Raw genomic sequence first — 18,188 nt, 5'->3', positions numbered from 1 at the left:
AGGAGGGAATGTCATGAAGCCGTTGCTGGAAGCTCTGAAAGAGAGAATTTTAATTGCAGATGGAGCCATCGGAACGTTGCTGTATTCATATGGAGTCGACAGATGCTTTGAAGAACTGAATCTTTCTCACCCAAATGAAGTGTTGAAAGTCCATAAAGAGTATATTGATGCAGGAGCAGACATCATTCAGACCAATACGTATGGAGCTAATTATCAAAAGCTTTCCAGATACGGATTGGAGGATTCGGTTAAGGAAATAAATACAGCTGCAGTGCGACTGGCAAGAAAAGCAGCAGGTGTCGACACTTATATCCTTGGCACCATCGGGGGAATCAGGGGCATTAAACAAAATGTATCGTTGGAAGAAATCAAAAGAAGCTTTCGGGAACAGCTATACTGTTTATTGTTAGAAGGGGTGGATGGCATTCTGCTAGAAACCTATTATGATTTCGAAGAATTGACCACTGTATTAAACATTAGTAAACGTGAAGCAGACATTCCTGTCATTGCTCAAGTTTCACTCCATGAAACAGGAGTTCTTCAAAATGGAATGGAGATAAAAGACGCTCTTCAACAATTAGAATTATTGGGGGCGGATGTTGTGGGCATCAATTGCCGCATGGGGCCATTTCATATGGTGAATTCATTAGAGGAAGTTCCATTACCTAAAAGGGCATTTCTTTCCGTCTATCCCAATGCCAGTCTGCCGAATTATGAAGAAGGTAGATTCTATTACTCTGCTGAGCCTGATTACTTTGGAGATATAAGTAACGAATTGCGACTGCAAGGTGCAAGAATCATAGGGGGATGCTGTGGGACCACACCTGATCACATCCGTTCTGTAGCAAGCAGGTTAAAAAGCCGCAAGCCTGTGAATGAAAAAGTGGTGAAAGCAAAAAAAGTTGTTCAGTTATCGTCTCCTTCAATCAGGGGAAGCTTGCTGCATGAGCAAGTGAGGGAAAAGAAAACGATCATTGTTGAACTTGATCCACCTAAGCATCTTGACACGAAGCTGTTCTTCCAAGGGGCTGAGGCATTAAAGGAAGCTGGAATTGACGCACTCACGCTTGCAGACAATCCGTTAGCATCACCTCGTATCAGTAATGACGCCATTGGCAGCCTGGTAAGGTCCAAATTTGATCTTACGCCTTTAGTTCACATTACTTGCCGGGATCGAAACCTGATTGGACTTCAATCCCATTTAATGGGGTTACACACGTTAGGAATACACAATATATTAGCCATTACGGGGGATCCGGCCAAGATTGGAGATTTTCCTGGGGCAGCATCCGTTTATGATTTATCTTCTCTTGAACTCATTGAATTGATTAAACAGAACAACGAGGGGATATCCTTCTCGGGTAAATCACTACGGGAGCGCACTCAATTTTCAGTAGGTGCAGCTTTTAATCCGAATTTCCGTCATTTAGACGCTTCTGTAAAAAGACTTGAAAAGAAAAAGAATGCCGGAGCTGACTATTTCATTTCCCAACCGATTTTTGGGAAAGAACAGCTGATTCAAATACATGAAGCTACGCAGCATTTAGATGTACCGATCTTTATCGGAATCATGCCATTAATCAGCTCGAGAAATGCTGAGTTTCTCCATCATGAAGTACCGGGGATTAATGTTCCGGAAGAAACAAGACAAAGAATGAGGGAAGCGGGAAGTGATCCCGTAGTTGCAAGAGCAGTTGGAATGGAGATAGCAAAAGACTTACTTGATACAGCAATAGATCTTTTTAATGGGATTTATCTTATCACGCCTTTTGTCAGGTATGATATGAGTATTGAATTGATTCATCATATACAGGAGAAAACCAACCCAGAAAGAGAGGTTCCCTATGGCCATCACTTTGTTTGAAGAACAGCTTAGGAAAAAAATACTCGTACTCGATGGAGCAATGGGAACGATGCTTCAACAAGCGAATTTATCCCCTGAGGATTTCGGTGGAGAAGAGCTTGATGGATGTAATGAAAATCTGGTTCTGACAGCACCGGAGGTAATCTATCAAATCCACCTGGAATATTTGAAAGCCGGAGCTGATGTGATTGAAACTAATACCTTTGGTGCAACCCCCATCGTACTGGACGAATATGATTTAGGCTATAAAGCATACGAAATCAATAAAGTAGCGGCTGAAATCGCCACAAGAGCAGTAAAAGATGTGTCAACATCAGAGTGGCCGAGGTTTGTTGCGGGATCTCTAGGTCCCACTACCAAAACCTTATCTGTTACAGGAGGGATAAGCTTTGATGCGTTAGTAGACAACTATCGTGTTCAAGCAGAAGGTCTTCTTGATGGAGGAGTTGATGTACTGCTGCTTGAAACGAGTCAGGATGCGTTAAATGTAAAAGCAGCAAACCTCGGAATTCGAGCTGCCTTTGAATCCAGAGGGAAAGAGATCCCCATTTTGTTATCCGGAACTATTGAGCCAATGGGTACTACACTTGCCGGGCAAACAATCGAAGCATTTTATTTATCCCTTGAACATTTAAACCCTTTGGTAGTTGGTCTAAACTGCGCAACCGGACCTGAATTTATGCGCGATCATATTCGTTCCTTATCAAGTCTCGCCACTACCTATGTCAGCTGTTATCCGAATGCGGGACTTCCTGATGAAGAGGGAAATTACAATGAGACCGCTGATTCACTCAGTGCAAAGATGAAAGGTTTTGCTGAGAAAGGCTGGCTGAATCTTGTAGGAGGGTGTTGTGGAACCACACCGGAGCATATTCGTGCCCTTTCAAGAGTGGTGAAGGGATTACCTCCTCGTAAACCCAATGAGTCTCACCCTCATGCAGTGTCAGGAATTGAAGCGTTCGTCTATGAGGATGCAGACAGAAGACCGATCCTGGTCGGAGAACGGACGAATGTCATCGGTTCACGTAAATTTAAACGATTGATTGCAGAGAATAAGATAGAAGAAGCGTCAGAGATTGCGAGAGCACAAGTGAAGAATGGAGCTCAGGTGATCGATATCTGCCTTGCGGATCCCGATCGTGAAGAAGTAGAAGATATGAATGTATTTATCCAAGAAGTGGTGAAAAAAGTTAAAGTTCCACTTGTCATTGATTCAACGGATGAGAAAGTGCTTGAAACCGCCTTGAAATATTCTCAAGGGAAAGTAATCATAAACTCGATTAATCTCGAAGACGGAGAAGAGCGGTTTGAGAAGATAACAAAGCTGATGAAGGAATACGGAGCAGCGGTTGTAGTAGGAACCATTGATGAAAAAGGAATGGGAGTGTCTGTAGAGCGTAAGGTAGACGTTGCCCTCCGCTCTCATAAACTGTTAACAGAGAAATATGGGATAGCTTCAGAAGACATCATCTTTGACCCTCTCGTTTTCCCTGTGGGGACAGGGGATCAGCAATATATTGGATCAGCCAATGCCACCGTTGAAGGGATAAGACAGATTAAGGAAGCCCTACCGGAATGCCCCCATATATTAGGGGTTAGTAACGTTTCTTTTGGACTGCCTCCTGTCGGAAGAGAAGTCTTAAATGCGGTATATCTTTACCACTGTACCAAAGCGGGGCTGGATTATGCCATAGTCAATACGGAAAAATTAGAGCGTTTTGCCTCAATTCCTGAAGAAGAAGTTCGAATGGCAGAGAAACTCTTATTTGAGACGACTGATGAAACACTGGCTGAATTTACAGTATTTTATAGGGGGAAAAAGAAAGAAGTAAAGGTACCCGTCAATACTATGACTCTAGAAGAGAGGCTGGCTCATTATGTGGTGGAAGGAACGAAGGAAGGACTGATTGCCGATTTAAATATCGCCCTGGGAATATATGATGCTCCCCTTGAGATCATCAATGGTCCCCTTATGGCCGGAATGAGTGAAGTCGGTAGGTTATTTAATGATAACCAGCTGATTGTAGCGGAAGTATTACAGAGTGCCGAAGTCATGAAAGCATCCGTTTCTCATTTGGAACCGCATATGGAACAAACGGAAAATTCATCTTCCAAAGGCAAAGTGATCTTAGCTACGGTTAAGGGGGATGTTCATGATATCGGTAAAAATCTCGTAGATATTATCCTCAGTAATAACGGATATAAAGTGATTGATTTAGGCATTAAAGTAACGCCTCAGGAACTGATCGAAGTCATACGGCAAGAGAAGCCCGATATCGTAGGTTTGTCCGGACTTCTTGTGAAGTCTGCCCAACAAATGGTCATTACTGCTCAAGATTTAAAACAGTCTGAAATATCAGTTCCTCTTGTAGTAGGAGGTGCGGCCCTCACCCGAAAATTCACTACAAACAAAATTGGCCGGGAATACGATGGGCTCGTTCTTTATGCGAAGGATGCAATGGATGGGCTTGGCATCATGAATGGGATTCAACATGAAGAAACGAGGCTGCAGCTGGAAAAAGAGAGTCGCGAAAAGTTAAGGAAGGTGGTTTCGACTGAAGGTTCACCGAAACCCAATACATCTTCTGTTGCGGTAAAAGTACGTTCTACAGTTGCAAAAGATGTAAAAGTCCATGTTCCTTCTGACTTAATTCCGCACACCATTAAAGAATTTTCACTTGATCAAATTCATCCCTACATTAATCAGCAAATGCTGCTTGGACATCATTTGGGGATTAAAGGGAAAATTTCTAGATTACTGGAAGAAGAGGACGAAAGGACGGTCGGCCTTAAAGCAGTGACTGATGAATTGTTCCAAAGAGCAAAAAGGGAAGGGATGATTCAGGCATCTGCACGATATCAATTTTTTCCTGCACAATCAGATGGAGACGATGTTGTTATTTATCATCCGGAGGATTTTTCCATAGAAATAGAACGATTTCACTTTCCAAGACAAGGAGGAAATCAGCATTTATGTTTAGCAGATTACTTGCGTTCTGTAAAAAGCGGAGAAATGGATTATGTCGGTTTCTTTGCCGTAACGGCAGGTGTGAAAATCAGACAGTGGGCAAGAGAGATGAAGGAAGAAGGCAGATTCCTTGAAAGTCACGCCCTGCAGGCTATTGCCTTAGAAACAGCTGAAGGACTGGCTGAAAGAGTGCATGAAATGATGAGAAGCAGGTGGGGGTTCCCAGATCCCGTTGATTTTACGATGCAGGACCGGTTCCGGACTCATTATCAAGGACAACGTTTTTCATTTGGGTATCCCGCCTGTCCCGAACTTGAAGATCAGAAGAAACTGTTTAAGCTTATTCAACCTGACAGAATTGGAATCCAATTAACAGACGGATGTATGATGGAACCGGAAGCATCAGTAACAGCGATGGTCTTCGCTCATCCGGAAGCAAGATATTTTAATGTATTATAAATTACCATACTAAAAAGGCAACTTCCCAAAGTGGAGTTGCCTTTTTGCTTTGAGGCGAAAAGTTTAGCAGTCTTTTCTTATTAATCTCTTGGCAAGACCAACAGAGGTCCACTAATTCAAAATAAAAATGGAAATTTAGAAAATGAAAGAATTTAATGATTAGGGGATGAAGGATAATCGGCTTGTAGAGTAATAAAGGGGAACACAGAGTCAAAAAGAGTGATCTTCTGTTTTAACACTTTGATTACTAAACTTGGTTTCGAGTATTTCCAGTATTCTTTCTTCTGAGAATCCTGTGACCATTGATAGATTGAGTAAACTGGGCTTGATTCCTATAGACACGCAGAAATGATAGGCACTTTGTATAGCAAGTGATTCAATACACCTTCTTGTCAGATTATTTTTCATTCTCTCATCAGCTCCCAACTATTTTGACAAATGACTAAGTAGTAGGATTACGACATCATATTAAGATTTGCGGTTGGATTCTAGTAGGAGATTCATATCCATCAAAATAGTATATCGAGACATACCTGCTGTCTGTTTCTCAGTTAATACCCTCATTATACACTTTATATTGTGAATTGTAGAGTTGTTTTACAAAAAAATGTAATGTTTTTAGAATATACTAATAATTGTACCGGATTTATATATATAATCTAAAGAGTGTAGTAGATGATATTACTTAGGGGGAACGTGATGAAATTTTTAATTTTGAGCTTGATGTTGATTTTGTTTCTTTCTGCGTGTACTGGAGTAGATAAAAATCTACCATATCAAGAACAGGATTTGAGGGAAACTTCTAAAGCACTTCAGGAATCTATTTCAGATTATGGAAATGGAATTTTTCTATACGAAGATGAAGACGGAAGTTCTCTTGTTGTGATAAATGGAAGTGTAGTAGATCAATCGGCTAAAATGGCTCCCTATTATGAGAACATTGTTTTTGAAGTAAGAGAAGACACCTTATGGATTTCATTTACTGAACACTTTGAAAAAAACTATTTGCATAAAGAGCTGACTAATCAATTAATATATCGCATTAACCGAAATGAATTCAAAGAGAGCTATGATACGATTAAAGTGTTGAAAAATGATAAGGAAATTCCCATTACCGGTGTAATTATCGGAGAATTTTAGTTATAAGTGTAGATATAGTTACTATACCAAAGCAGGTGCAAGTGTGTCTGAATGGAAATGTTGTATGAATGTGATATATAATGGAGAATGGCATAGGAAAAAGTCGAAAGCGGATTGATCGACTCAACTTTAAACTAGAATCAATAATAAAGAAGAACTAGAGAAAAGGGTATGATCTCCCAACTACTCATTTCATCAGACAGGGAAGAAGAAATTGATATAAATTTGTTGGATATCATAGGAGGAATCATACATGCATAGAAATCAGGAACTACATACATTTTTATTAAGTAAGGCACGTCAATTAACGGAAGATTGGTATAACTCCCTGGATAAAAACACAACAAATGGTGTTTATTCTTCCTCAGATCCCGAGGTGATAGAAACTTTAAAAAATCAAAACTTTGAGTTTCACGGTATTCTTTGTAATGTGTTTGCTGAGGAGAAAGAAACGTTTAATCAGAAGATCGATGAATGGGTCTTGACCATTGCAGAGGATAAGGAACATTTAGAAACCCCAAATCACTATATTCTTAGAGAATTCATGAGGGTTAGACATCAGTACCTGGCATTTTTGAAAGACTTTGCCGAAACTCATATGGAAGAAAACATCTTCGAACAATTCAGCCTTTGGAATCAAGTCATCATTGAAGCGTTTGACCGGGTTATGTTGCGTTTTGTTGAGTTGCAAACGGAAGTAGTGGAGCAGCAGATCCATTCCCAGCAGGAAGTGATCAATGAATTAAGTTCACCTGTCATATCCTTGAATGGGCATACAGCACTTTTACCCCTTGTAGGTAATATCGATCCTACCCGTGCGGAATTAATATTAGAGAATGCGTTGGAACAATGTGTTAATAAGGAAGTTTCTCAATTGTTCATCGACTTATCAGGTGTTGTATTAATAGATACGATGGTAGCTCATCAAATCTTTCAGCTAATTGATGCTCTTCAATTGATCGGTGTAAAGCCGATTCTATCTGGGCTACGCCCTGAAATCGCACAAACAGCTGTTCAACTGGGATTGAATTTTGATAACCTGACGATTACTTCTACCTTGTCACAAGCACTGACTATTAAGAATAATGAAGTTGAATAATCAATTATTTTAAAACATTCGTACATGGTTGTACGGATGTTTTTTTTTGGTGGGGGTATTGGGGAGTATAGATAAGTGAAAAACATTTCGAAATAAAATATCTTGAATTAAAGATAATTTTCATGTATGATGAAGATAGAAAGTAAGCAAGAATAATACCAAGGAGTGAATCAATTATGAACTTAAAACCACTTAAAGGGCAGCATCACGTTTCTGCCATTACTGCAAATGCAAAGAAGAATTATGAATTCTACACAAAAACTTTGGGACTTCGTCTCGTGAAAAAGTCCATCAACCAGGATGATACATCTGTTTATCATCTTTTCTATGCAGACGAAAGAGGAAATCCAGGGACGGACCTCACATTCTTCGAAATTCCACATGCGGGGAATACGTACAAAGGGACGAATAGTATTTCATTAACTGCACTGCGGGTGAATACGGATGAGGCGTTAGCTTATTGGAAAAATCGCTTTGAAGAGATGAGTGTCGAGCATGACGAAATTTCTCACCATAGTGGGCGGGCAACACTAAGCTTCCGTGATTTTGAAGGACAGCGACTCATGCTTGTGTCAGATGAAAAGAACGAAGGAGTTCCTGGAGGGAAGCCTTGGGACAAGAGTCCTGTACCCGTCCAGCATGGGATAGTTGGCCTCGGTCCGATTACGCTGACGGTTGCCCGTGGGGAAAACACGGCAATGGTACTGAAAGACGTATTAGGTTTTAGAGAAACAAGGACTTTTCCTTCAGATGTAGATGGACAACCGGATATCCGTGTGTTCGAAACGGGGGAAGGCGGTACTGGTGGAGAGGTATATCTTGAAGAAAGAAATGATCTTCCACAAGAAAGACCGGGAAGAGGAAGTGTTCATCATGTAGCCTTCCGTGTGGAAGATGAAGATGAATTACGTAAATGGGTAGATTGGGTCACCCAAAACCGCTTGCCGAATTCAGGTTTTGTTGAAAGATACTATTTCCGTTCCCTCTACTTTCGTGAACCAAATGGCATTCTTTTCGAACTGGCTACAGATGGACCGGGATTTGAGACCGATGAAGATTTTGATAATTTAGGTGAAAATTTATCACTTCCACCATATTTTGAAGCGCAAAGAGATTCCATAGAAGCGAAATTAAAACCATTAGATACAAAAGAATAAAGGAGGAAGTCAGCTTGAAGCATATATTTAAACAAGGAAATAAAGACTTACCCACACTTCTGCTCCTTCATGGAACTGGTGGAGATGAGCGTGACCTATTACCGCTGGCTGATATTATTGAGCCAGATGCTTCTGTATTAAGTGTAAAAGGGAATGTGGATGAAAATGGAATGGCCCGTTTTTTTGCACGGTTACGGGAAGGTGTCTTTGATGAAGAGGATTTAGTATTCCGAACGAAGGAATTAAATGAGTTCATTGATAAGAGTGCTAATGACTACGGTTTTGATCGTCAAAATATTGTTGCGTTAGGATACTCCAATGGAGCGAATATCGCGGCTAGTTTAATGTATCATTACAAGGATGCATTAAAAGGTGGAATCCTGTTCCATCCTATGGTTCCTAGACGAAATGTCAAGCTTCCAGACTTAAGTGACGCATTTGTATTCATTGGTGCAGGAAAGCGAGATCCACTCATCCCCATGCAAGAAACAATGGAACTCGTTAAAAATCTTCAAGACGCCCGAACCCAGGTAACAGAGTTCTGGACAGAAGGTGGGCATGAGCTTCGTCGTGAGGAAGTAGATGAAGCAAAAAGATGGTTTAAAGCAAATTTTAAATAATTTTTAGAATCCGGAAGTGAAGTCTTCCGGATTCTTTATTATTTAATTTTCTACTATCTGATAGGACTCTAAAATCCGTAGCTTTCCAAGAGTCAAAATCCCTCTCCATTCCTTTTCAGCAATTGGCCAGGTCTCGTCATATTGACCGAACCAGGACCAATTCGGCTGCCAAAAACCTTCCTGGTGTTGAGTTTCAATCTCGACATTCAATTGCATATGTACCTCCTCTTTTAAGGCTTCATAAAACGGGGAAGCAGGATGACTGGCTACCTGCAATGGTTTTGCTACATATTCATTCCAGCGTGCTGGATCGGTACAAACAGTTTTTCGTAGGGAAGAAGAAAGAATTCTATAAAGAGTGGATTTCGTTTCCCCTTTCACCTCAGAAAGGAGTCGATCATAACAGAGAAAATCATGCATCTCTATTGGGTGTGAAAGATTTTTTAACTCTGTGACCGCTTTCTCAGTCCATTCTTTTAACCGAGGGTGTTCCGGACAAAATAAATGAAAATAACCTACTATTTCAGCGTTAGGGTTAGCCCAAGTTGTTTGAACGCCGCTTTGTCCCTTTTCAGAATCAAAATGCCACCATGGTGCATGGGGAACCAAATTAACCTCTTCAGACACAGCATGCCAGCCGTTGATTTTCTCATCGTATGTGTTTTGCAGGTAGCTCATCGCCCTTTGTACGATGGGGTGTTCGGCTGAAAGCTTTAAGTCCTTTGCCTGCTGTAATCCAACGGTTGTTGCCATTGGAGATGAACTGTCCAGGCGAAAATCTGGCTCTAAAGAGCGGCCGAATCCTCCGTCACGATTTTGGAAACGAGATAATTCTTTGATTGCTTCTTCTTTACTTCCTTTTTCAAAAAAATAACTGAATAGCTTTTGTTCAATTGGTCTTGCATGGGTTTGGATATAGGTGGCTGCTGTATTCCATTGTTGTTTTGTCAGTTTCATAATTGATGCTCCTTTATCTTAGTTTAGATTGAATGATAATTATTCGCTACTTTATTACATTAACTATTGGGTAAGAGAATACCTGCTTGTTAAGATAATTAGTTTGAATACAGAGGTCCGTCCCTCAGTATGCTTAGAATTATCATGAAAAGGGGGGAAGAGTAGAAACTTAATAATTTTAATAAAAATCGATGCCTGATTTTCGGCGGCACCGTTGTTTTGTTGGGGTTATAATAAAGGAAGAATGAAATAATGGAGGTATGAGGATGATTTCAGTCGAACTACAAAGGGAGTATTATCAAGCGTTAGTGGAAAAAAGATCGGAATACGAAGGGGTATTTTATGTGGGGGTTAAAACGACTGGTGTGTTTTGTCGCCCGACTTGTCCGGCCAGAAAACCTAAATTTGAGAACTGTGAATTCTTTGAAACAGCTCAACAAGCTCTTCTGGCGTCGTTTCGACCTTGCAAAAGATGTAAGCCCTTATCGCACCCCAATAGTATCTCAGATGTTGTAAAGATGCTGGTAGAGGCAGTGGAAGAAAATCCTGAAAAACGTTGGAAGGATAAGGATTTTCAGGAGCTATCGATAGATGCATCTACTGCACGGCGTCAATTTAAGAAGCGGTTCGGTATGACCTTTGTAGAATATGCCAGAGCCCGCAGGATGGGAATTGCCATGAAGTACATCAGATCAGGGTCGATGGTGATGGATGCTCAACTTTCAACGGGATATGAATCAAGCAGCGGTTTCAGAGATGCTTTTTCGAGAATTATGGGAACGACGCCTGCTTTGTCTCATCAACAGTACATACTAAAAGCAGCTTGGATTGATACGAAACTTGGCCCGATGATTGGAATTTCAGACGAAGAGGCTTTATACCTGCTGGAATTTGTTGACCGACGCGGTCTGGAGAAAGAAGTAGAGAGAATGAGGAAAAAAATAAAGGCGGCAATCGTTCCTGGTTCTACCAAGCCACTTCTCACCATTGAAAAAGAATTGAACTCCTATTTTGAAGGTACTTTATCCGCCTTCCAAACCAAGGTGAAGATCAACGGCACACCTTTTCAAAAAAACGTTTGGAGCGAATTGCAAAGAATACCTTTTGGACAAACAAGATCCTACACTGAGATCGCTCAAAATATTTCCAGTCCAGCAGCTGTTCGAGCAGTCGCAAGGGCCAACGGGTGTAATCAGCTTGCCATCATCATTCCTTGTCATAGAGTGATAAGAGCGAATGGAGACCTTGCCGGCTATGCAGGTGGTCTTAACAGGAAGAAATGGTTGATTGAACATGAAAGCAAGATGAATGAAGGAATGAATGGATCATTCACGAACAAACTCTATAGAGATACAAATGAACAAATATGATGAAAAGGTGGTAAAACATGAAATATGATGAAGTAATGTCAGCACTTGAAGAGATGGGAAACGAACAGACCAAGAATACATATTTACGTCACGGCGCACATGAACCATTATTCGGAGTGAAGATCGGGGATATGAAAAAACTGGTGAAACATGTAAAAAAAGATCAAGGTCTTGCACTAAGTCTGTACGAATCGGGGAATTTCGATGCCATGTACCTGGCTGGATTATCTGTAAACCCTAAAAAAATGAATAAAGGAATTTTACAGGATTGGGTCACTAAAGCAGATTGGTACATGCTTGCTGAATACACTGTTGCTAACATAACCGCTGAGAGCGACTACGCTATTGAATTAGCGAATGAGTGGATCAAATCGAAAAATGAAATGACGGCAACAGCTGGCTGGAGTGCCTATGCAGGGTATATTAGTATAACCCCAGACCAAGAAATCAATATAGACGAAATCAAACAGTATCTGATACAAATTGAAAAAACGATACATGAAGAGAGAAATAGAGTACGTTACGTAATGAATGGATTTGTCATTTCTGTAGGAGCACATGTAGCTCCATTGTTAGATGAGGCTAAACAAGTGGCGAATAAAATTGGGAAAGTACATGTCGATGTTGGAAATACAGCATGTAAAGTACCGGTAGCCACAACCTATATAAAGAAGATAGAGGATAAAGACAGAGTCGGTGTGAAAAGAAAGACATGCATTTGTTAAATAGTAAAGTGAGATTGGAAAAGAGCTCATATTGAAATTATTTGGCCGGGTTGAAGGGACTATAACCATAATTTCAATGAATTAATGCTATTAATGATTGAAAAGTTTCAATTAGTCCATAACCAGATATCTTCATTTCTTTGTTGCAGAAGAAGCGTATTGCTACTAGACTATGAAATAGAGTCCTATACAGAATCAGGAGCAATGTACAGATGAATGTAGTGAGAAAGGGTACTATTTTAGGTATAGCAGCAAGCATACAAGGATTGGCCATGGCTATCTTTTTGTTTCCCCATTTTATCCCTTCAGGTGGCGCTGCAAGTGTGAGTGTGCTATTAAACTATTTGTTGCATGTCCCATTTGCCATAACATTATGGGCGTTAAATGCTTCTCTTTTATTAGCTGCGGTTAAATGGTTAGGGAAAGAGAATGCACTTTGGACCATGTATTGTGTGACAGTAACGTCGTTTGTAGTTAATTTTTTGAATTCTCATTTAATCGGAACTGTTTCTTTTATTTTAGTCGATCTATTGATCGGCAGCATCCTTTTCGGAATCGGAATAGGCATCCTTTTCAGAATGGGAGCATCCTCTGGAGGGATGGACATTTTAGCACTTATTATTTCAAAGCTCAAAGGGTACACCCCAGGGAAGACTTTATTCTTCATTAATGGCAGTGTGTTACTACTAACAGGAATCGTAGTAGATTTAAAAATCATTCTTTTTGCCTTAGCGTGCCAATTCATAGGAACAAGAATCCTTGATATCATTTGTCAGGTGGAATTCAAACGAAGCCTCAACAGCCTTGAAAATCAGTAAACAGAAGGTCCGTCCCTAAATAGGGACGGACCTTCTGTTTACGATATTTCTTTGATGATGGATTTGACTGTGTGTTCTGGTGAGTTTTCGAAAAGTGAAATATATTGAAAAAGTTTATTTTTGGGAAGCAGGTGTTTTCTAATTTCTTTAGCCGTTTTTCCCTCCTGGTGTGCTTTCATAACGGCTTCTTGAAGGTTCTGAAGATATGCTAGTTTCTTCTCTAACAGCTTTCTTCCTTGCTTCAAGTATCCCTGATGTGAACAATACACTTCTTGAAAGGAATACTGGAGGGTCCTGTCAATTGATCGAATGAGCTCAGGTACAGATTCAAATGAAAAATTAGAAGTAGGAGAATGAAATAAGTATAAATCTCCTGAAAAGCAAATGCCCTTTTCTTCATCTATGAGAACGATATGATCATCAGCGTGTCCCGGTGTATGAACAATTTGAAACGAATGCCCGGCCGTTTTAAATACGTCTTCTTTAAGGGGCAACGGGTGAAATGCCTGGCGGTTATGCCAGAACATAGCTCTGTAAAAAGGCAGTTTAGTGCTGTGAGCGCACTCTTGTACCCCTAACGGATGAATCCATTGTGGGATCGAGTAATACCTTTCGATCCATGAACTGTTACCCGTGTGATCCTCATGATGATGAGTATGAATCACCCGTTGGATAGGAAGCTCTCTTACAATTTTCCGCACTTCGTTTTTCATACTATAAGGTCCTGTATCAATAAGGACATCGTCGACTCGAAAAATGTAAACTGGCATTTTCTGACCCATTGTTTGAACGTTTAATTTAAATGATTGTATCAATTTAGTTACCCCTTATGATTTAGTGTTATAGTACATAGTTCGAATGAAAGTTGAAAACTCCTGCATGAATTCATTTTTTTGAGGGGAATATCCTTAACCAAGGTAACTATTTGGTTGAACATGGTATAATTTACTATAATTGGTTTATCAAACGTTTTTAAAGGGGTTTTTAATGTATGAAAGGGAAACGGAAGTCTTTGCTCTTAATCCTAACCATCATGATGGTGATCACCATCATACTGCTGGATAAAATGGGTTTAAAACAAGCAATTGAGTCTTATGAAAACCATGGCAGTGTAGCAGAAGTGGAAGAAGGAATCTTGTCATGGAATGTATCGTGTGAGGAAAAGTAATAGCGATAGTGGTTTGCGTTTGCAGACACTGCAATGAATACGAGGGACGGACCTCATTAATATCTACTATTGACAGACTTATAATGATAAACTAGAGAAAAGAGTAGATGATTTAAATAGGGGGAAGTGCTTTGCAGAAGTGTAATGTATGTAAGAATCAGTTTCAATGGAAAGAGTTATTATTCTCCATTTGGAGGTCTTATAAACCTATTGAATGCAGTCAATGTGGTAAAAAACATACGATTAATTTCACCTCGAAATTTATTGTTTCTTTTCTCATTATTGTCCCAGCGGTTGTATTCGGATTATTGATTGCACCAGATCAGGGGTTATCAAAGCCGCTCACGTTCGGTTTAATCGTTTTATTGGCCATTATTATTTCACTATTTCTTCCGTTATTTGTGAAATATGAATATAAGAACAGTTAAAAAAAGAGCTGCCGTTCACTGGCAGCTCTTTTTCTTTACCATAAATTATCCAGAATAATTTACAAGATTAGGAAAACACTATGAGAAAAAGAAAAGGAGTCGAAAGATGGAGGACAAAGACATAAGACTGACTACCGCAGAAATCTCTGCTTTGTGGACGACATATATTAAGTGCTCAGCATTAAATTGCTTTTACACACATTTCCTTACATACCTTAAAGACCAAGGAATCAAATTAATCATCGAAGAAAGTCTACAGACAAACGTAGAAATAATGAGTAAGATTAAGTCTCTTTTTATGTCCGAAGGATTTCCTGTACCAATGGGCTTTACTGATAGGGACATAGATACAACCGCACCACCCTTGTATACTGATTTGTTTGCTCTTAGTTTTGTTTACCGCGGAGGTCAGGTCACGAGCGGTCATTACACTACTATAGTGGGGGCCGTTGCCCGTAATGATGTATATGATCTTTTTGAAGAAGCGCTGACGAAATCATTATCACTATATAAGCAATCATTGCAATTAATGTTGGAAAAAGGGATCTATGATCGTCCACCTAAAATGAATTATCCTCATTCCATAGAATACATTTCAGAGCAGCCATCATTATTGGAGAGCTGGTTGGGAGAAACAAGGCCGCTTAATGCATTGGAATTGAGCGAATTATTCTTTGTAATTGAGAGGAATTGCATCGGAATCATTCTATTGAAAGGATTTATACAAGTATCAAAAGATATCGAAGTGAAGAACTATCTCAAAAAAGGAAGAAAATTAAGTGAAAAGCAGATTACCACTTTTAATAATGTCCTGGTAAAAGATGATTCATTTCCCACTTATCCAGTATCCATGGAGGTAACAGATTCAAATGTGGCACCATTTTCAGAAAAATTAATGCTTTTTTTTATCTCTTCTTCAAACTCGGTTGGGCTGTCAACACTTTGTCACGCTATTACGATGTCTACAAGGAAGGACTTAGCCGTTCATTATACACTATTTGTGACAGAAGTCATGAAGTATGGTGCCGATGGTCTTAAACTTTTAGTTGAACGTGGATGGATGGAGCAACCACCGCAGCAGAAAAGTCGTGGGGATTTATGCGAATGATATCGATATGATTGGAGGTATATAGAAATGGTTTCGAAGATTCTTATTATTTTTCTAATTGGAATGATTATGCTGATGAAAGTTGATATAGTAAAAAATCGGGTTAAGAATGCATTGAGGTATAAGTTCTCTAGTGTTGTATCTGCATTTTATATAGTTCGGTAGTAAGAAATATGAAAGATAATGTATCCAAATCTTATTTTTAGGTTTGGATCTTTTATTTTCTTGTGGGTGAATTTGTTCATAAGTTACACTGTTAATAAGGAAAGCGTGTGCAAAGTAAAATCCAACTGGAAAGCGGGAGATAAAATGTCTATTACATACAGAAATTTTCAAGGGGAATACGATTTAGCTCTTCAATATGATTTCTGGAGAAAAATAACCTCCACACTTCCCTATGCCTGGAAACCGACAATGTCTCCAATATTATTTAAAGAACAAAAGGAATTTGACCCGAGATCACGGTGCTTTGCCTATGAAGGTGATGATCTTATTGGATACATGAGCTTTACGGGGAGAGGCGATTTTGTTTCTCTTGGTTACCCTTGGGTCTTACCAGGATATGAAGGGATTCAGGATGAATTGTTTGAGCGTGTATATGGTTTTGCTGTAAGCGATGAGTACGGAGGGAAGATTTTGGCTCAACGTTTTCGTGAACAGTGGGAGAATCAAATACTTTATTTTGAAGCAAAGGGATTTGAAATCACCAATGAATCCAAATTAATTGGCAGATATCTTTTGAATGTAGAAACCACAGATGATATTGAGTTTTCATGGAAGGTCTCCAATGAGTTTAGATTTGAAGATTGGCGTTCCATCATGGAGGAAAATGATGAAGGGAATGAAGCCCAAATCAAAATGATGAAAGAATACTATTCATCCGTTGACTTTGACTTTTCCATTGCTTTTTTTATTGAGGAACAGATGATTGGCGTCATGGGCATAACATTACGTGAAGATACAAAGTATAGTGAAGCATTGTCATTTGGGGTTTTACAAGAATTCAAGATTCATAAGGGTAAAATGATTTCTGTATTGATGAATGAGGCATGGTCAAGGGGGGCCGAAACGATTACATTTCATGCTTCAGATATCCCTGAAGAGGACATCCAAAAGGAATTGGGTTTAAGTGAGCTTACGAAAGATGTCATGTTGGTGAAGGAAGTATAGGCTTCTTGATATCGAACTGAAAAATATGATATTAACCGGGCTATTAATGTAAAAGATTTCTAAATTTGGCAGATAATTTCACGTCCATCACAAAATGTTCGGAATTTATTCAGCAATTTTATGACAAAGCAACTTCAGATAGTATAGAATAATAGATAATTAAGGTAAGGCTTCAAGAGCATAGAGTGACTCATGCAATTGTTTTGAAAATCGGTTTTCACATTAATGAGAGTTTATAGAAGTAAAACGGTTTTCGAATAATTGGCCAGATTCATTTCATTCTTTTGGTAGGTTGTGCTGTTTTAAGGAGAGAATTGATGCTAGAATACAACGTTCATCAAGGAGTCGGCAATGAGTATGTGGTGTTTCTCCATGGAATTGGGGGAAACTCAAGAATTTTCGGCAAGCAGCTCGATATATTCAAGAAATCCTATAATGTAATAACGATTCATTTGCCCGGGCATGGGGAGTCCCCAAGTGTAGAATCATATAATGAAAAATTCACAATTGATTTAAATGTGCGCGAAGTTCTTAAGGTGCTTGATCATCTGAAAGTGGAAAGGGCTCATTTTATCGGCATTTCCCTTGGCTCGGTTCTAATACACGCATTGCTTCAAACTGCTCCAAATCGCGTGAAAAGTGCCGTTTTAGGAGGGGGGATAACAAGGTTTAATTTACTATCCAACACACTTCTTAAAATTGGTGATGCAGTAAAAAATATGATTCCATTTATGTGGTTATATAAAATTTTCGCCTATATTATGATGCCTAAAAGCAATCACAAAGTTTCACGAAAATTATTCATCCGCGAAGCAAAGAAAATGAACCGGAATGATTTTCTCGGGTGGTATCGTCTTACCCCTTATGTAAAATCAACATATGCTTCTGTACAAGAAAGGGCTTCTCATATTCCCAAGCTTTATATATCAGGGAAAGAAGATCACCTATTTGTACAATCTCTTGATCAGGATACAAAAGGAGATCCATCTGCCACGAAAGTGTTCATTGAAGATTGTGGACATGTTTGTAATGTAGAGAAGCCAAGTGAATTTAATCGACTGGCTCTTGATTTCATTTATAAGAACCAGGGTGTACCATTACGCAAGGTTCAATAAAAACGGAAGTTTCCCATTTCTT

At 39.4% G+C, this 18,188-nt stretch carries 17 protein-coding genes; 14 read left to right on the top strand and 3 right to left on the bottom strand.

Annotated features, from left to right (window positions below):
- The first annotated feature begins 13 nt into the window (after window positions 1-13).
- Together ACQKFO_RS05835 and metH are read left to right on the top strand one after the other, a co-directional pair.
- Entirely contained in the window at window positions 14-1,864 is a 1,851-nt protein-coding gene (locus ACQKFO_RS05835; protein WP_427597386.1) for a bifunctional homocysteine S-methyltransferase/methylenetetrahydrofolate reductase, read from the top strand.
- Complete coding sequence (metH, locus tag ACQKFO_RS05830; RefSeq protein WP_427597385.1) at window positions 1,845-5,291, top strand: methionine synthase; 3,447 nt, start codon at window positions 1,845-1,847, stop codon at window positions 5,289-5,291. The genes ACQKFO_RS05835 and metH overlap by 20 nt, the downstream gene beginning before the upstream one ends.
- 210 nt (window positions 5,292-5,501) lie before the next feature.
- Here metH and ACQKFO_RS05825 read toward each other — a convergent pair whose 3' ends face one another.
- On the bottom strand, window positions 5,502-5,699 hold the full coding sequence (locus tag ACQKFO_RS05825; RefSeq protein WP_427597384.1) for a hypothetical protein: 198 nt from the start codon (window positions 5,697-5,699) through the stop codon (window positions 5,502-5,504).
- A gap of 291 nt (window positions 5,700-5,990) precedes the next feature.
- On the opposite strand from ACQKFO_RS05825, the gene ACQKFO_RS05820 reads away from it, so the two are divergent.
- From ACQKFO_RS05820 to ACQKFO_RS05805, 4 genes are all read left to right on the top strand, one after another.
- Window positions 5,991-6,431, top strand: a complete 441-nt coding sequence (locus tag ACQKFO_RS05820) for a hypothetical protein (protein WP_427597383.1) — start codon at window positions 5,991-5,993, stop codon at window positions 6,429-6,431.
- Between the two features lie 253 nt (window positions 6,432-6,684).
- Window positions 6,685-7,530, top strand: a complete 846-nt coding sequence (locus ACQKFO_RS05815; RefSeq protein WP_427597382.1) for an STAS domain-containing protein — start codon at window positions 6,685-6,687, stop codon at window positions 7,528-7,530.
- 176 nt (window positions 7,531-7,706) lie between these two features.
- On the top strand, window positions 7,707-8,687 hold the full coding sequence (locus ACQKFO_RS05810) for a ring-cleaving dioxygenase (RefSeq protein WP_282137908.1): 981 nt from the start codon (window positions 7,707-7,709) through the stop codon (window positions 8,685-8,687).
- A 14-nt stretch (window positions 8,688-8,701) separates the two neighbouring features.
- Window positions 8,702-9,307 (top strand): alpha/beta hydrolase, encoded by a 606-nt coding sequence (locus ACQKFO_RS05805; protein WP_427597381.1) that lies wholly within the window; start codon window positions 8,702-8,704, stop codon window positions 9,305-9,307.
- A 42-nt stretch (window positions 9,308-9,349) separates the two neighbouring features.
- Here the strand turns inward: ACQKFO_RS05805 and ACQKFO_RS05800 are convergent, their stop codons facing one another.
- Window positions 9,350-10,264 carry a hypothetical protein gene (locus tag ACQKFO_RS05800; protein WP_427597380.1) on the bottom strand — a complete coding sequence of 305 codons (915 nt, stop codon included), beginning with the start codon at window positions 10,262-10,264 and terminating at the stop codon, window positions 9,350-9,352.
- A gap of 266 nt (window positions 10,265-10,530) precedes the next feature.
- On the opposite strand from ACQKFO_RS05800, the gene ACQKFO_RS05795 reads away from it, so the two are divergent.
- The 3 genes from ACQKFO_RS05795 (at window position 10,531) to ACQKFO_RS05785 (ending at window position 13,177) form a co-directional block, all read left to right on the top strand.
- Window positions 10,531-11,634 carry a bifunctional transcriptional activator/DNA repair enzyme AdaA gene (locus ACQKFO_RS05795; RefSeq protein WP_427597379.1) on the top strand — a complete coding sequence of 368 codons (1,104 nt, stop codon included), beginning with the start codon at window positions 10,531-10,533 and terminating at the stop codon, window positions 11,632-11,634.
- 17 nt (window positions 11,635-11,651) lie between these two features.
- Window positions 11,652-12,359, top strand: coding sequence for a DNA alkylation repair protein (locus tag ACQKFO_RS05790; RefSeq protein WP_427597378.1), 708 nt, complete (start codon window positions 11,652-11,654; stop codon window positions 12,357-12,359).
- Between the two features lie 212 nt (window positions 12,360-12,571).
- Entirely contained in the window at window positions 12,572-13,177 is a 606-nt protein-coding gene (locus tag ACQKFO_RS05785; RefSeq protein WP_427597377.1) for a YitT family protein, read from the top strand.
- A gap of 38 nt (window positions 13,178-13,215) precedes the next feature.
- Here ACQKFO_RS05785 and ACQKFO_RS05780 read toward each other — a convergent pair whose 3' ends face one another.
- The gene (locus ACQKFO_RS05780; protein WP_427597376.1) at window positions 13,216-13,992 is read right to left on the bottom strand and encodes an MBL fold metallo-hydrolase; all 777 of its coding nucleotides are present in this window, start codon (window positions 13,990-13,992) and stop codon (window positions 13,216-13,218) included.
- Between the two features lie 176 nt (window positions 13,993-14,168).
- Here ACQKFO_RS05780 and ACQKFO_RS05775 point away from each other — a divergent pair, with 176 nt between their 5' ends.
- The 5 genes from ACQKFO_RS05775 to ACQKFO_RS05755 all read left to right on the top strand — a co-directional run bounded on the left by ACQKFO_RS05775 (window position 14,169) and on the right by ACQKFO_RS05755 (window position 18,166).
- On the top strand, window positions 14,169-14,345 hold the full coding sequence (locus ACQKFO_RS05775; protein WP_427597375.1) for a hypothetical protein: 177 nt from the start codon (window positions 14,169-14,171) through the stop codon (window positions 14,343-14,345).
- A gap of 131 nt (window positions 14,346-14,476) precedes the next feature.
- Window positions 14,477-14,773, top strand: a complete 297-nt coding sequence (locus ACQKFO_RS05770; RefSeq protein WP_427597374.1) for a TIGR04104 family putative zinc finger protein — start codon at window positions 14,477-14,479, stop codon at window positions 14,771-14,773.
- Between the two features lie 106 nt (window positions 14,774-14,879).
- A complete protein-coding gene (locus ACQKFO_RS05765) occupies window positions 14,880-15,881 on the top strand; it encodes a DUF3231 family protein (protein WP_427597373.1) in 1,002 nt (333 codons plus the stop codon).
- Between the two features lie 309 nt (window positions 15,882-16,190).
- Window positions 16,191-17,051, top strand: coding sequence for a hypothetical protein (locus tag ACQKFO_RS05760; protein WP_427597372.1), 861 nt, complete (start codon window positions 16,191-16,193; stop codon window positions 17,049-17,051).
- Between the two features lie 317 nt (window positions 17,052-17,368).
- On the top strand, window positions 17,369-18,166 hold the full coding sequence (locus ACQKFO_RS05755; RefSeq protein ID WP_427597371.1) for an alpha/beta fold hydrolase: 798 nt from the start codon (window positions 17,369-17,371) through the stop codon (window positions 18,164-18,166).
- The last annotated feature ends 22 nt before the right edge of the window (window positions 18,167-18,188 follow it).

Source organism: Rossellomorea sp. NPDC071047 (assembly GCF_050270195.1).
Taxonomy (GTDB): domain Bacteria; phylum Bacillota; class Bacilli; order Bacillales; family Bacillaceae_B; genus Rossellomorea.
The sequence above is the reverse complement of the archived record's forward strand: the minus strand, read 5'-3'. Positions and strand labels throughout refer to the sequence as shown.